Annotated in this window: 12 protein-coding genes; 6 read left to right on the plus strand and 6 right to left on the minus strand. The window is 73.0% G+C overall.

The window, feature by feature from the left end:
- Positions 1-1,251 (minus strand): alanine racemase, encoded by a 1,251-nt coding sequence (locus tag FHU30_RS27560; RefSeq protein ID WP_253879667.1) that lies wholly within the window; start codon positions 1,249-1,251, stop codon positions 1-3.
- Between the two features lie 126 nt (positions 1,252-1,377).
- Here FHU30_RS27560 and FHU30_RS27565 point away from each other — a divergent pair, with 126 nt between their 5' ends.
- The 3 genes from FHU30_RS27565 to FHU30_RS27575 are packed head-to-tail and all read left to right on the plus strand — an operon-like array spanning position 1,378 to position 3,559.
- Positions 1,378-2,391: a sugar kinase gene (locus tag FHU30_RS27565; protein ID WP_253879668.1), complete on the plus strand. Its 1,014-nt coding sequence runs from the start codon at positions 1,378-1,380 to the stop codon at positions 2,389-2,391.
- Positions 2,388-3,158 (plus strand): IclR family transcriptional regulator, encoded by a 771-nt coding sequence (locus FHU30_RS27570; RefSeq protein ID WP_253879669.1) that lies wholly within the window; start codon positions 2,388-2,390, stop codon positions 3,156-3,158. Before FHU30_RS27565 ends, FHU30_RS27570 begins: the two co-directional genes overlap by 4 nt.
- On the plus strand, positions 3,155-3,559 hold the full coding sequence (locus tag FHU30_RS27575) for a RidA family protein (protein WP_253879670.1): 405 nt from the start codon (positions 3,155-3,157) through the stop codon (positions 3,557-3,559). Before FHU30_RS27570 ends, FHU30_RS27575 begins: the two co-directional genes overlap by 4 nt.
- A 9-nt stretch (positions 3,560-3,568) precedes the next feature.
- Here FHU30_RS27575 and FHU30_RS27580 read toward each other — a convergent pair whose 3' ends face one another.
- Positions 3,569-4,348, minus strand: coding sequence for an ABC transporter permease (locus tag FHU30_RS27580; RefSeq protein ID WP_253879671.1), 780 nt, complete (start codon positions 4,346-4,348; stop codon positions 3,569-3,571).
- A gap of 83 nt (positions 4,349-4,431) precedes the next feature.
- On the opposite strand from FHU30_RS27580, the gene FHU30_RS27585 reads away from it, so the two are divergent.
- Positions 4,432-5,277, plus strand: coding sequence for a polysaccharide deacetylase family protein (locus FHU30_RS27585; protein ID WP_253879672.1), 846 nt, complete (start codon positions 4,432-4,434; stop codon positions 5,275-5,277).
- Positions 5,278-5,280: 3 nt separating this feature from the next.
- Here the strand turns inward: FHU30_RS27585 and FHU30_RS27590 are convergent, their stop codons facing one another.
- Positions 5,281-6,663, minus strand: coding sequence for a DHA2 family efflux MFS transporter permease subunit (locus tag FHU30_RS27590; protein WP_253879673.1), 1,383 nt, complete (start codon positions 6,661-6,663; stop codon positions 5,281-5,283).
- 146 nt (positions 6,664-6,809) lie between these two features.
- Positions 6,810-9,035, minus strand: a complete 2,226-nt coding sequence (locus FHU30_RS27595; RefSeq protein WP_253879674.1) for an MMPL family transporter — start codon at positions 9,033-9,035, stop codon at positions 6,810-6,812.
- Between the two features lie 183 nt (positions 9,036-9,218).
- Between FHU30_RS27595 and FHU30_RS27600 the strand changes: the two genes are divergently transcribed.
- Positions 9,219-10,502: a sensor histidine kinase gene (locus FHU30_RS27600; protein ID WP_253879675.1), complete on the plus strand. Its 1,284-nt coding sequence runs from the start codon at positions 9,219-9,221 to the stop codon at positions 10,500-10,502.
- A 10-nt stretch (positions 10,503-10,512) separates the two neighbouring features.
- Positions 10,513-11,157 (plus strand): LuxR C-terminal-related transcriptional regulator, encoded by a 645-nt coding sequence (locus FHU30_RS27605; protein ID WP_253879676.1) that lies wholly within the window; start codon positions 10,513-10,515, stop codon positions 11,155-11,157.
- 16 nt (positions 11,158-11,173) lie between these two features.
- On the opposite strand, the gene FHU30_RS27610 is transcribed toward FHU30_RS27605, so the two are convergent.
- Together FHU30_RS27610 and FHU30_RS27615 are read right to left on the minus strand one after the other, a co-directional pair.
- Complete coding sequence (locus FHU30_RS27610; RefSeq protein ID WP_253879677.1) at positions 11,174-11,824, minus strand: DUF4232 domain-containing protein; 651 nt, start codon at positions 11,822-11,824, stop codon at positions 11,174-11,176.
- A 122-nt stretch (positions 11,825-11,946) separates the two neighbouring features.
- Positions 11,947-12,729, minus strand: coding sequence for an enoyl-CoA hydratase/isomerase family protein (locus FHU30_RS27615; RefSeq protein WP_253879678.1), 783 nt, complete (start codon positions 12,727-12,729; stop codon positions 11,947-11,949).
- Positions 12,730-12,793 lie beyond the last annotated feature (64 nt).

Raw genomic sequence — 12,793 nt, forward strand, 5'->3', positions numbered from 1 at the left:
TCAGAACCAGGTCCGGACGAGGTCGACCACGGCGGGATCGTCATCGCCGACGGACGAGACGACCGGGATGAGCTGCCATTTGTCCATCGCCGTGCACGGGTGCGAGAGCCCGAACCGGACGATGTCGCCGACCTCGACGTCCGCGTCGCGGAGGAACGCGTGCTGGTCGGCGAGCGCGCTCACGTACGCGTGCTCGACCGGTTCGGTTCCGCGTCCGCGGACGAGCTGCGGGACCGGCAGGCCCTCGTCGAACGGCAGGTCGCGCTTGCCGGTGTCGACGAGCGCGAGGCCGCGCTCGGGGCGGGAGACGACGCGTCCCCAGCCGTGCATCGCCGACCGGAACGCTTCGCCTTCGGCGCGGGCGAGCGGCGAGACGCCCCGGTAGAAGCCGTCGTCGTGGATCAGGTACGCGCCGGAGCGCAGGATCACACGCGCGGACGGCAGGCCGCCCAGCACGTCCACGACCTGGTCGAAGTAGGCGCTGCCGCCCACGGTGACGATCGGCGCGTCCACCTCGAACGCGAGGCGTGCGTACAGCTCGGCGACGCGGTGCAGGTAGCCGTCCACGATGTCGAGCGATGCGTCGGTCGCGTCGTGGACGAACGCGGCCTCGTATCCGGCGACGCCGGCGAGCCGCAGCGTCGGCGCGGACCGGATGGCCTCCGCTACGGCGTCGGCCTCTTCGAGCGTGCGCGCTCCGGTGCGTCCGCCGGGTCCGCCGAGTTCGACGCAGACGTCCACCGGACGGGACGCGCCCGCCTCGCGCAGCGCGGCGTCCATCAGCGAGACGGTCCGCACGGAGTCGGCCCACGACACGAACTCGAAATCCGGATCGCGGTCGAGTTCGGAAGCGAGCCACGCGAGCCCGGCGGGGTCGATGAGCGAGTTCGCGAGCATCAGCCGCCGCACGCCGAACGCGCGCCCGACGCGCAGCTGCGGGAGGTTCGCGAGCGTGATGCCCCACGCGCCGGCGTCGAGCTGCCGCTGCCAGAGCCGCGGCGCCATCGTCGTCTTGCCGTGCGGCGCGAGCCCGACACCCGCCTTCGCCGTCCAGCCGGCCATCAGCGCGAGGTTGTGGTCGAGCGCGGCGGCATCGAGCGTCAGCAGCGGGGTACCCAGGTCGCTGAGAACGGGTCCGGACGCGAGGAACTCGCCGACCGTGCGGCCGTGCGCGGCCGCGGGGACCGCCTGGAATCGCCAGTCGAGTCGCTCGCCGCGGAGCGCCGCCACCGCTTCGGCGTCGATTGCCACCGCTTCCACCTCCTATGTTGCGCACCTTGCAATGCTCATTGCACGATGTGTTCTGCCGGTTGTAGCATCGCCGTCACGAGCAGGTCAACGGCGACAGCCGGATCGTCGGCCACGGGGAGCGGCAGAGTGATTGAGCGGCAGTCTCCGGCGGCGGGCGCGGAGCCGGTGGCGGGAACCGGGCCGGTGGCGTGCGTCGGCGAGGCGATGGCGGCCTTCTTGCCCGACCGGCCCGGGCCGCTGGAGCACGTCGAGACGTTCCGGCACGCGATCGGCGGCGCGGAGGCGAACGTCGCGCGCGGGCTCGCCGCGCTCGGCGTCCCCGCCGCCTGGGTCGGACGCGTCGGAGCCGACGGTTTCGGCCGCCGCATCGTCGCCGAGCTGGCCGCGTCCAGCGTGGACACCTCGGGCGTCGTCACCGACCCGGACCGTCCGACCGGCCTCTTCGTCAAGGAGGCGGGCCCGGACGGCAGCGTTCTGCACTACTACCGCGACGGTTCGGCCGGTTCGGCGCTCTCGCCCGAGATGATGGACGTCCGCGTGCTGCGCGACGCGCCGCTCGTCCACCTCTCCGGCATCACGCCCGCGCTGTCGGAAGGCGCGCACAAGCTCGTCGCCGAGCTGCTGCAACGACGCGTCCCGGGCCGCCTGACCAGCTTCGATCTGAACCACCGTCCGGCGCTCTGGCCGCCGGGCACCGACGCCGCCGCGACGCTCGTCCCGCTGCTGGACGCCGCCGACATCGTCCTGCTCGGCGCGGACGAGGCCGAACGCGTCCTCGGCACGGGCGACCCCGAACGGCTCCGCGCGCTGCTCCCCGGACCGGACGTCATCGTCGTCAAGGACGACAAGCACCGCGCCACCGCCGTCACCCGCGACGCACTCGCAACCGAGGTCGCGTTGCGCGTCGAGGTCGTCGAGCCGGTGGGGGCGGGGGACGCGTTCGCCGCCGGGTTCCTGGCCGGTACGCTGCGCGGGCTCGACCCGCGCGGGCGGCTGCGGCTCGGCCACCTGGCCGCCGCGGGCGCGCTGGTCGTGCACGGCGACCACGGACCGCCGCCCCCGCCCGACCGGATCGCCGCGCTGCTCGCCGCGTCCCCGGCGGAGTGGGCGGCCACCACCATCACCCGGGGGATCGGATGAGCCAGAGCCTCGCGCGCGGGCTGCACCTGCTGCGCGGCCTCGCGGACGGCCCGCGCTCGCTGGACGACCTCGCGGCCGAGCTCGGCGTGCACAAGACGACCGTGCTGCGGCTGCTGCGCGTCCTGGAGGACGACCGGTTCGTGCATCGCGACGGCGAGCACCGCTTCCACCTCGGCTCGCGGCTGTTCGAGCTGTCGGCGGCGGCGCTCGACCAGCGCGGCGTGCGGCGCGTCGCGGCCCCGCACCTCGCGCGGCTGAACGACCGCACCGGGCAGACCGTCCACCTCGGCGTGTACGAGGGCGGCGAGGTCGTCTACCTGGACAAGTACGACTCCCGGCACGCGGTCCGGATGTACTCGCGGGTCGGCCTGCCGATGCCGCTGCACGCCACCGCGATCGCGAAGGTGCTGCTCGCCGACCTGCCGGACGCGCGCCGCCGCGCGGTCGCCGCGGCCATCGAGTACACCGCGTTCACGCCGAACACCATCACCGGCCCGGACGCGCTGCTCGCCGAGCTGGACCGCGTCGCGGCGCGCGGCTACGCCGTGGACGACGCGGAGCACGAGACGTTCATCCGCTGCGTCGCGGCGCCCGTCCGGGACGCGTCCGGGCAGGTCGTCGCGGCGGCGTCGGTCTCGGTGCCCGACCTCGCGCCGGTCGCGCCCGAGCGCGTCACCGACCTGCTGCCCGACCTGCTGGAGACGGCCACCGCCATCTCCGCCGACTTCGGCCACCGGCCCCGAGAGAAGGGAAACCAGCAAGCATGACCGCCAAGACCGAGGTCCGTTCCGACGGCGCGCCCGCGCCCGCGTGGGTGTTCTCGCAGGGCGTCCGCAAGGGCCCGCTGCTCCAGGTCTCCGGGCAGGGCCCGCAGGACCCGGAGACCGGCGCGTACCTGCACCACGGCGACGTGAAGGCGCAGACCACGCGCGTGCTGGAGAACGTCCGCGCGATCCTGGAGGCGGGCGGCGCGTCGGTCGAGGACGTGATGATGTTCCGCGTCTACCTCACCAAGCGCGAGGACTTCGCCGCGATGAACGAGGCGTACGGCGAGTTCGTGAAGAAGTACTCCGGCGACACGCCGCTCCCCTGCCGAACCACGGTGTTCGTGGAGCTGCCGCACGAGGACATGCTCGTCGAGATCGACGCGCTCGCCTGCGTCCTCTGACCGACCCGCTCAGGAGTAGTCGCGGCCGTCGCCGAAGTGCCCGGCCGCGACCAGTTCGAGCATGAGCAGGGCGGATGCCGCTTCGACGGCCAGCAGCGCGATCAGCACGAGCAGCTGCGCGGCGCCCGCCTGCACCGGGCTGGCGCCGCCGAGCAGGACGCCGACGAACGCGCCCGGCAGCGTGACCAGCCCGACCGTCCGGGTCTGGTCGATCGCCGGGACGAGCGCGAGCGCCGCCGCCGGACGGCACACCTCCAGCGCCGCGTCCCGCTCCGGCAGCCCGAGCGCGAGCCCGCCCTCGTACTCGCCGCGCCGCAGCCGCAGGTCGTCCAGCGCGCGGCGGCCGGTGAGCGCGGTCGCGGTCATCGCGCCGCCGATCAGGATGCCCGCGATCGGCAGCACCGCGACCGGACGCAGCGGGACGAGCCGCGTCGCGAGCATCAGCACCAGCGCGGGAACGGCGCCCGCGCCGATCGCGAGCGCCGTCCAGCCGGCCGCGCGCACCGAGGCCCGCAGCGTCCGGACGGTCCGTCCGACGACGCGGCGCGCGGCGGTGAACGCGGCGACCGTCAGCATCGCGGCGATGAAGCAGCCGGTCAGCGCGCCGCTGCGCAGCACCCCGGCGATGAGCAGCGACACGGCCGACAGCTGCACGACGGCGCGCAGCGCGGCGGTCGCCATGTCGCGCGACAGACCGAGCCCGCCGAACCGGACGAGCACGACCGCGAGGACCGCGAACGCGGCGAGGACGAGCCCGAGCAGCGGCCCGACGGACGGCGTTCCGGTCATTGATGAGCGACCAGCTTCATTTCAACCGATTGTGACCTGATTCCGGCACCTCGGCGTGCGGAAACCCCGCTAACGTGGGGCATGTGGCGGATACGGGGACCAGCGGACCGACCAGGCGAACCGCGCTCACCCTGATGGGTGTCGCCGGGCTCGCCGTGCTCGGCGCCGACGGCGCGCTGCACGGGAAGGCCCGGGCCGCGCACGTCCACCAGGCGGCGAACACCGGGCACCCGGCGCAGCAGCTCAAGCCTACGCCGACGCCCACGCCCACCCCGACCCCCACGCCGCGTCCCGCGTCCTGGACGCAGGAGCGCCTCACCCTGGTCAAGGCGCCCATCCGGGACATCTTCAAGGACGTCAGCCCGCCCGCGCCGCCGAACTCGATCGCGCTGACCATCGACGACGGCCCGCATCCGGAGTGGACGCCGCAGGTGCTCGACCTGCTCGCCGAGCACCAGGTGCACGCGACGTTCTTCCAGATCGGCGAGCAGATCCAGGAGTGGCCGAAGCTGACCCGGCGGGTCGTCGAGGCCGGGCACCAGATCTGCAACCACACCCAGACGCACCCGATCCCGTTCGACCGGCTGTCCGGCAAGCGCCTCCGCAAGGAGGTGCTGGAGCCGTACAAGCGGGTCGCGGACGTCACGGGCGTCGTCCCGACGCTGTTCCGCGCGCCCGGCGGCGCGTGGTCCAAGGAGAACCTGGAGCTGGTCGCCGAGCACGGCATGCTGCCCGTGGACTGGGCCGTCGACCCGACCGACTGGTCCCGTCCGGGTGTCGGCCACATCCGCCGGACGATGCTGTCGGCGAAGGCCGGGAACGTTCTGCTCTGCCATGACGGCGGAGGCGACCGCTCCCAGACGGTCGCCTCGCTCCGCTACGTCATCCCCCGCTTGAAGGCGCGCGGCCTGAACTTCGTCGCGCTCTGACCGTCAGGTCCGCTTCGACGGGTAGAGCGCTGCGGGGACGAGCGTCAGTGCCGATAGCGCGAGCGCCCATCCGAACGCGCCGCTGAAGGCGTCCGATGCCGGGTGGTGTGCGAGCGCGTCCTGAAGGACCAGCGCGAGGACGGCCGTCCCGAGCGAGCCGCCGACGCGGTTGACGGTGTTGACCGCTCCGGCCGCGCGCTGCACCTGGTCGCGCGGCACGCTCGCGTAGATGGCGCGCATGCCCGGCGTCATCGCGATACCGAGTCCGACGCCGCGCAGGGTCAGCGCCGCCATGAGCAGCCAGGTCGGCGGCCCCGCGAGGACGAACGGGACCGTCCCGGCCAGCGTCAGCGCGATGCCCAGCAGGATGAGCGGGCGCGGCGCCACGCGATCGGCGAGCCGTCCGGACAGGAACGACGCGGCGGCCGTGCCGAGCGCCTGCGGCGTCAGCAGCAACCCCGCCTCCAGCACGCCCGCATGCCGGGCGCTCTGGAAGTACAGCGGAAGCAGCAGCATCGAGCTGTACAGCGTCGCGCCTTGCAGGAACGAGTTTCCCGACGCGACCGCGAACCCGCGCCGCGCGAACAGCCGCAGGTCGATGAGCGGAGTCCGGGACGTCCGCAGCGCGTGCACGGCGTACCCGCCGACCAGCGCCACGCCCGCGCCCATCGCAAGCCAGGACGACTCGGACAGCCCGTAGACCAGCGCCGCGAGCCCCGGCGACAGCAGCGCGAGCCCGAGGACGTCCAGCCGCGTCCGCCCCGGCCCGCGCTCGTCGCGCGGCAGGAAGCGCGCCGCGAGCACGGCGGTCAGGATGCCGATCGGCACGTTCACCAGGAACATCCAGCGCCAGTCGAGATGCCGCAGCAGGACGCCGCCGAGCACCGGCCCGAGCACCGGCGCGAACGTGAGCGGCAGCAGCGTGAGCGACAGGACGCGGCCGAGGCGCTCCGGCCCGGCCGCGCGGACGAGGGTGGCCTGCCCGATCGGCTGGATCATGCCGCCGCCGATCCCCTGCACGACGCGGAACGCGATCAGCGCGGGCATCGACCAGGCCAGCCCGCACAGCGCGGACCCGAGCGTGAACAGCGCGACCGAGCCGATCCACATCCGGCGCGCCCCGAACCGCTCGGCGGCCCAGCCCGACAGCGGCATCACCATCGAGAGCGCGAGCAGGTACCCGGCGGACACCCACTGCACGGTGGTGAGCGACCCGTGCAGGTCGCGGGAGACGGCGGCGATCCCGACACCGACGATCGTGGTGTCGAGCAGCGCCAGCACCGGCCCGAGGACCAGCACGAACGCGGCCCGCAGCAGCGGCCCGTCCAGGCGGGCGGCGTGCTGGCGGCGCTCCGCGCCGGGACGTGTGGCGGCGACAGCGGTCATCGGACCTCCTTGATTAGGTTGGGACTAAATTTAGGATGCACACACTCAACCGGTCAAGAGAAAAGTAGGTCCGACATAAAAAAGCCCCCGCCCGCCGAAGCGGACGAGGGCCTCCACACCCACAGGGTCAGCGGGTGAGTACGCGGTCAGCGGGTGAGTACCGGGGAGCCGTCTCCGGAGGCGGCGGCGGGGTGCGGGGCCTCCGGCTCGCCGTGCGAGACGGCCGGGAGCCAGGCCAGCCAGCGCGGCGTCCACCAGTTGGCGCGGCCGAGCAGGGACATCACGGCCGGCAGCAGGATCACCCGGACGAGCGTCGCGTCGATCAGCACCGCGACCGCGAGGCCGACGCCGAGCTGCTTGAAGTCCTGCATGGACAGCGTGCCGAAGATCCCGAAGGTGGCGATCATGATGACCGCGGCGCTGGTCACCACGCCGGCGGTGGCGCGGACGCCGTCCGAGACGGCCCCGGTGGTGGGCAGGCCGCGGTCGTGCGCCTCGCGGATCCGGGAGACCACGAACACGTGGTAGTCCATCGACAGGCCGAACAGGACGACGAAGACGAACAGCGGGATCCAGGACTCCAGCGCGCCGACCGGCTCGGTCGCCACCAGCGACGCGCCCCAGCCGTGCTGGAACACCGCGGCCATCACGCCGTAGGCGGCGCCGACCGACAGCAGGTTCAGCACGATCGCCGTAGCCGCGATCACCGGCGAGCGGAAGAACACCAGCATCAGCAGGAACGTCACGCCCATCACGAACAGGAACACCGGCAGGATGCTGTCCGAGAGCCGCCCGTTGAAGTCCTCGGAGAAGGCCAGGCGGCCGGTGACCTCGGCCTGGCCGACCTTGCCGACCGTGTTCGGGACGATCTGCCCGCTCAGCGTCTTCAGCGCGTCCTTGGACGTCCGGTCGGTGCCGTCCCCGGCGAGCGGGACCTGGATCTGCACGACCGACGAGCCGTGCACCCGCGTGAGGATCGGGTTGTTCATCTTCCCGGTCGCGAGCGCCTGAGTCTTCAGGTCGGCGATCGCGGCCTTGACGGGCGCGGAGTTGACGTCGTCGGCCTTCAGCACGACGACGGCCGGGCCGGGGCTGCCCGGGAACGCCTTGTTGATCGCGACGTAGGTCTGCGCGAGCTGCTCGCTCTTCGGCATCTGCTGGTTCACGTCCAGCTTCTGCGTCTTCAGGCCGAGCGCGGGCGCGGCCAGCACCAGCAGCACCCCGGCCGCGAGGACGGCGGCGATGCCCGGCTTGGCGAGGACGGGGCGCAGCAGCGCGCCGACGATCCGGCCGCCCTGGCGCGCCGGCCTGGCCTGGCGTCCGCGCCGTCCCGCACGCCGCCCGGACCGGTTGAGGAACGGGATGCGGCCGAGCTCCACCTTGTCGCCGAGCAGCGACAGCAGCGCGGGCAGGACGGTCACCGAGCCGAGCATCGCGACGCAGACCACCAGGATCGTGCCGAGCGCGAAGCCCTCGAAGATCCCCATCCCGGTGATGAACATCCCGGCCATCGCCACCATCACGGTCAGGCCGGACACCAGCACGGACCGTCCGGACGTCGCGGCGGCGATCCGGAGCGCGGCCTCCTTGTCGCGGCCGAGCGACCGCTCCTGGCGCTCCCGCTGGAGGTAGAACAGGCAGTAGTCGACGCCGACGGCGAGGCCCATGAGCAGCATCACCGAGTTGGTCGAGTCGTCCACGTGGATCCTGTGGCTGATCAGCCCGACCAGCCCCATGGACGCCAGGAACGCGGTGAACGCCAGCGTCACCGGCAGCAGCGCGGCGAGCAGCGCGCCGAACGCGACCAGCAGGATGCCGAGCGCGAGCGGCAGCGCGGTGATCTCGGCGCGCTTGAAGTCCTTGCCGACCGCCTTGCCGAACCAGTGGTTCGCGCTCGCCCCGCCGAACTCGCCGATCGAGACGCCGGGGTTGGCCTTCTGCGCGGCGGCGGTCGCGTCCAGGACGGGCTGGACGTGCGACTTGGCCTGCTTCGGGTCGCCCGCCATCTCGAACATGACCAGGCGGTCCCGCGGGTCCTTGCCGGTCAGCGTCGGCTTCATCCCGCTGACCTGCCCGGTCGCCTGCGCCCGGGCCCGGACGTCCGCGACGGCCCTGGTCAGCTTGCCCGCGTCGTCGGAGTGCAGCAGCACCATCTCGGTCGGCGGGTTGTCGATCCCGGCGTCGTCCAGGATCCTCTCGGCGCGGGCCGACGACCCGACGCCCTGCTCGTAGGACTTCAGCTTCACGGTGCCGGCCATCCCGCCGAGCACCGTGGCCAGCACGACGAAGGCGAGCCAGCCGACGATGGCGATCGTGCGGTGGTGGGCGCTCCAGAGGCCCAGCCGCTCCGCGAAGTTCCGCTTCATGGTCATCCCTGCTGCATAGGTGGGGGGTGCAGGTCAAAACGCTAGGAACTCGCGGCTCGCCGGAAAATGACGCTATGTGCCGACCTGGGGTGTACTTAGGTGCACCACGGCCTCGGGTTCCCGCCACACTGCGCCCGCCGGGCCACCAGCGGAGACTGGGTGCCGATGGTTCGAACGATGGAGGATCCGGTGAGCGGCGAGGTTGCGTTGAGGGACTGCTTCAGGAGGCACGCGGCGGTGCCCTGGCGGGGGCTGCGACTGTGGCTGCTGTCGTTCCCGCTGCTGTTCGTCTCGACCATGGTGACGACGGCGTTCTCGCTGGTCGGCGTGGGTGTCGGCATCCTGCTCGTGCCGTCGGCGGTGCTCGCCCTGCGCAGCCTGCTCGGCACCTACCGCGACCTGGTCTCCAACTGGACGGGCCGGACCGTCGAGCGGCCCTACCTGCCCGTGCCGGAGGGCGGCCCGACGCAGCGGTTCGTCGCGATCATCCAGGACCCGGCGACCTGGCGGGACCTGGCGTTCATGCTGCTGGACCCGTTCGTCAGCGCGTTCACCGCCTCGCTGTCGTTCTTCGCGATGCTGTACGGGATCTACGGCTGGCTGCTCGCGGCGTTCCTCGGCCGGATCATCAAGGCGCACAGCGGGAACGAGTGGTACACCTTCATCCCGCTCCAGGGCAGCTTCTCCGACCACCCGGTCAACGCGGCGCTGATCGCCGGGTTCGGCACGCTGTACGCCATCGCCGGGCTCTACTACGGCCCGCGCCTGATGGACGTCTACGGCCGCTGGACGCAGTCCATGCTCGGCCCGACCGAGAAGTCCCGGCTCGCGCTGCGCGTCCAGCACCTCGCCGAGACCCGCGCGGACGCCGTGGACACCTCGGCCCGCGAGCTGCGCCGCATCGAGCGCGACCTGCACGACGGCGCGCAGGCCCGGCTGGTCGCGATGGGCATGAGCCTCGGCGCGATCGAGCACCTGCTGGACAAGGACCCCGACCGCGCCCGGACCCTGCTCGCCGAGACCCGCGCGTCGTCCGCCAAGGCGCTGTCTGAGCTGCGCGACCTCGTCCGCGGCATCCACCCGCCGGTGCTCGCCGACCGCGGCGTCGGCGACGCGGTGAAGGCGCTCGCGCTGGACCACCCGCTGCCCGTCGAGGTCTCGGTCGACCTGCCCGGACGTCCGGACGCCCCGGTCGAGTCCGCCGCCTACTTCGCGGTGTCGGAGATCCTGACCAACGTCGCCAAGCACTCCGGCGCCCGGCACGTCTGGGTGGACGTCCGGTACGAGGCGGGCATGCTGCGGATCTCGGTCACCGACGACGGGACGGGCGGCGCGTCCATGTCCGGAGGCACCGGACTTCGCGGGATCGAGCGGCGTATCGGTACATTCGACGGTGTGCTGGCCCTGAGCTCCCCTCCGGGCGGCCCGACCATCGTCACCCTGGAGCTGCCCTGCGCGCTCCTCACTTCCTGACGGAGACCCGTTGCGCGTCGTGCTCGCCGAGGACCTGGCCCTGCTGCGCGAGGGGCTGGTCAGCCTGCTCCAGGCGCACGACTTCGAGATCGCGGCGGCCGTGGACAACGGCCCGTCCCTGCTCAAAGCGCTCCTCGACCACCGCCCGGACGTGGCGGTGGTCGACGTGCGGCTGCCGCCGACCTTCACCGACGAGGGCCTGCAGGCCGCGCTGGAGGCCCGCCGCCAGGTGCCGGGGCTGCCCGTCCTGGTGCTGTCGCAGTACGTCGAGCAGCTCTACGCCCGCGAGCTGCTCGCGGACGGCTCGGGCGGCATCGGCTACCTGCTGAAGGACCGGGTGTTCGACGCGGGCCAGTTCGTGGACGCGGTGCGCCGGGTCGCGTCCGGCGGCACCGCGATGGACCCGGAGGTCGTCGCCCGGCTCGTCGCGCGCGGCCGGGACGACTCGCCGCTCGGCCGGCTCACCCCGCGCGAGCGCGAGGTGATGGAGCTGATGGCGCAGGGCCGCTCGAACGCGGCGATCGCGCAGCAGCTGGTCGTCACCGAGCGGGCGGTCACCAAGCACACCGCCAACATCTTCGCCAAGCTGGACCTCGCCGTCTCCGACGACGACAACCGGCGCGTGCTGGCGGTGCTCGCCTACCTCAACCAGTGATCCCCGGCCGACACGGTCAGTGCTGGAAGTTCACGCCGTTCATGACCGGCTGGATCGTCCCGGCGGTGAACGAGTCGGGGCAGAGCACGACCGGGCCTCGCTGACCCGGCGTCCGGACGTCGATCCAGCCGCCGTGCAGCTTCACGCCGAACCCCCCGATGGACGGGCAGCCGGCGGTCGCGTCGTACTTCACGCCCTCGAACGCCGACGTGCCGGGCTTCAGCGTGATCGTCACGCCTTCGCCGGGCATCTTGGCGCGGGTCGTCCGCAGATCCTCGAACCTGCCGTTCCTGCCCTTGCCGAACCCGGCCCACCCGGCGGCGAGCGTGCACGGCTTGGACGCGCGGTTGGTGAGGATCAGCGTCGCGAACTCGTGGCCCTGCTTGCTCCACGGCTGCCGCTGGAGCTCGGCGCCCAGCTCCGCCTGGGAGCAGCGGGCGCCGGAGCCGCCGCGCTCGCCCTCCTTGACGTGCGAGGGGACCGTCTCCGGCACCGTCTTCCCGCCAGGTGCCGCCGTTCCCGTCGACGCGCCGGCCGACGGCGTCAGGCCGGACGACCCGGACGTCTTGCTGCCCGCCTTGGTGTCCCCGCACCCGGTGAGGGCCACGGCCACCGCCGCCGCTCCCCCGACCAGCGTGACGCTCATGCGAACGGTACGTGGCTTCATGGCGAACACCCTGCCAAAGGCGCTGCCCCGCCACAACCGCCGCATCCGTCACAGGAGGCGCCATGGGCGGCGTCCCGGGCGACGCCCTGGGGTGGCGTCCTGGAAGTCCGGCGGACGCGGCGTCAGTTCCCGGCCCAGGTGAAGCGGGGCTGGCGGCGCTCCAGGAAGGCCGAGACGCCCTCGGCGACGTCGCCGCCCGCGACCACCTCGTCCAGCCAGGACCGCACGAGGTCCTCCACCGGGCGGTCGGCGGCGATCGTGTCCACGATGTCCTTGGTGGCGCACTGCGTGAGCAGCGACCGCGTGGTGAGCGTGGCGGTGAACGCGGCCACCCGGTCGTGGACGGTGCCCGCCGGGACGGTCTCGTTCAGCAGCCCGATCCGCAGCGCGTGCGCCGCGTCCACGATGTCGGCCGAGTAGAGCAGGTACTTGGCCGCGGACGGCCCGACCAGCCGGACCAGCCGCGCGGTCGCGGCGGCCGGGTAGACGATGCCGAGCTTGGCCGGGGTGATCCCGAACCGCGCGTCCTCGGCGGCGAACCGCAGGTCGCAGGCCACCGCGAGCTGGCAGCCGCCGCCCACGCAGAAGCCCTCGATCGCGGCCACGGTCGGCTTCGGGAACGCGGCCACGGCCTCCTCGGCGAGCGTGGACAGGTGGCCCTTGTCGTGCCGGTTGATGTCGGCCAGCTCGGAGATGTCGGCGCCCGCGCAGAAGTCGCCGCCCGCGCCGGTCAGCACCACCGCGCGCACCGACCGGTCGGCGGCCAGCCGGTCCAGCAGGACCGGCAGCTCGCGCCACATGTCCGCCGACATCGCGTTGCGCTTGGCGGGCCGGTCGATCGTGATCGTGCCGACCCCGTCCGCCACCGCGCAGCGCAGCCCGTCCCGACCCTCATCGGAGGCCATGTCCACCCCTTCCGCCCGTACGCGTCGCCATCGTACGGAAACCCCCGTCCACCCCGGGACGCCG

It is taken from the genome of Actinomadura rupiterrae (genome assembly GCF_024172125.1).
Classification (GTDB): domain Bacteria; phylum Actinomycetota; class Actinomycetes; order Streptosporangiales; family Streptosporangiaceae; genus Spirillospora; species Spirillospora rupiterrae.

What these genes read in the sequence shown, in the direction of transcription:
- FHU30_RS27570 (WP_253879669.1), top strand. Translation starts at nt 2,388, where the DNA reads ATGAGCCAGAGCCTCGCGCGCGGGCTGCACCTGCTGCGCGGCCTCGCG.
- FHU30_RS27575 (WP_253879670.1), top strand. Translation starts at nt 3,155, where the DNA reads ATGACCGCCAAGACCGAGGTCCGTTCCGACGGCGCGCCCGCGCCCGCG.
- FHU30_RS27580 (WP_253879671.1), bottom strand. Translation starts at nt 4,348, where the DNA reads ATGACCGGAACGCCGTCCGTCGGGCCGCTGCTCGGGCTCGTCCTCGCC.
- FHU30_RS27590 (WP_253879673.1), bottom strand. Translation starts at nt 6,663, where the DNA reads ATGACCGCTGTCGCCGCCACACGTCCCGGCGCGGAGCGCCGCCAGCAC.
- FHU30_RS27595 (WP_253879674.1), bottom strand. Translation starts at nt 9,035, where the DNA reads ATGACCATGAAGCGGAACTTCGCGGAGCGGCTGGGCCTCTGGAGCGCC.
- FHU30_RS27610 (WP_253879677.1), bottom strand. Translation starts at nt 11,824, where the DNA reads ATGAAGCCACGTACCGTTCGCATGAGCGTCACGCTGGTCGGGGGAGCG.
- FHU30_RS27615 (WP_253879678.1), bottom strand. Translation starts at nt 12,729, where the DNA reads ATGGCCTCCGATGAGGGTCGGGACGGGCTGCGCTGCGCGGTGGCGGAC.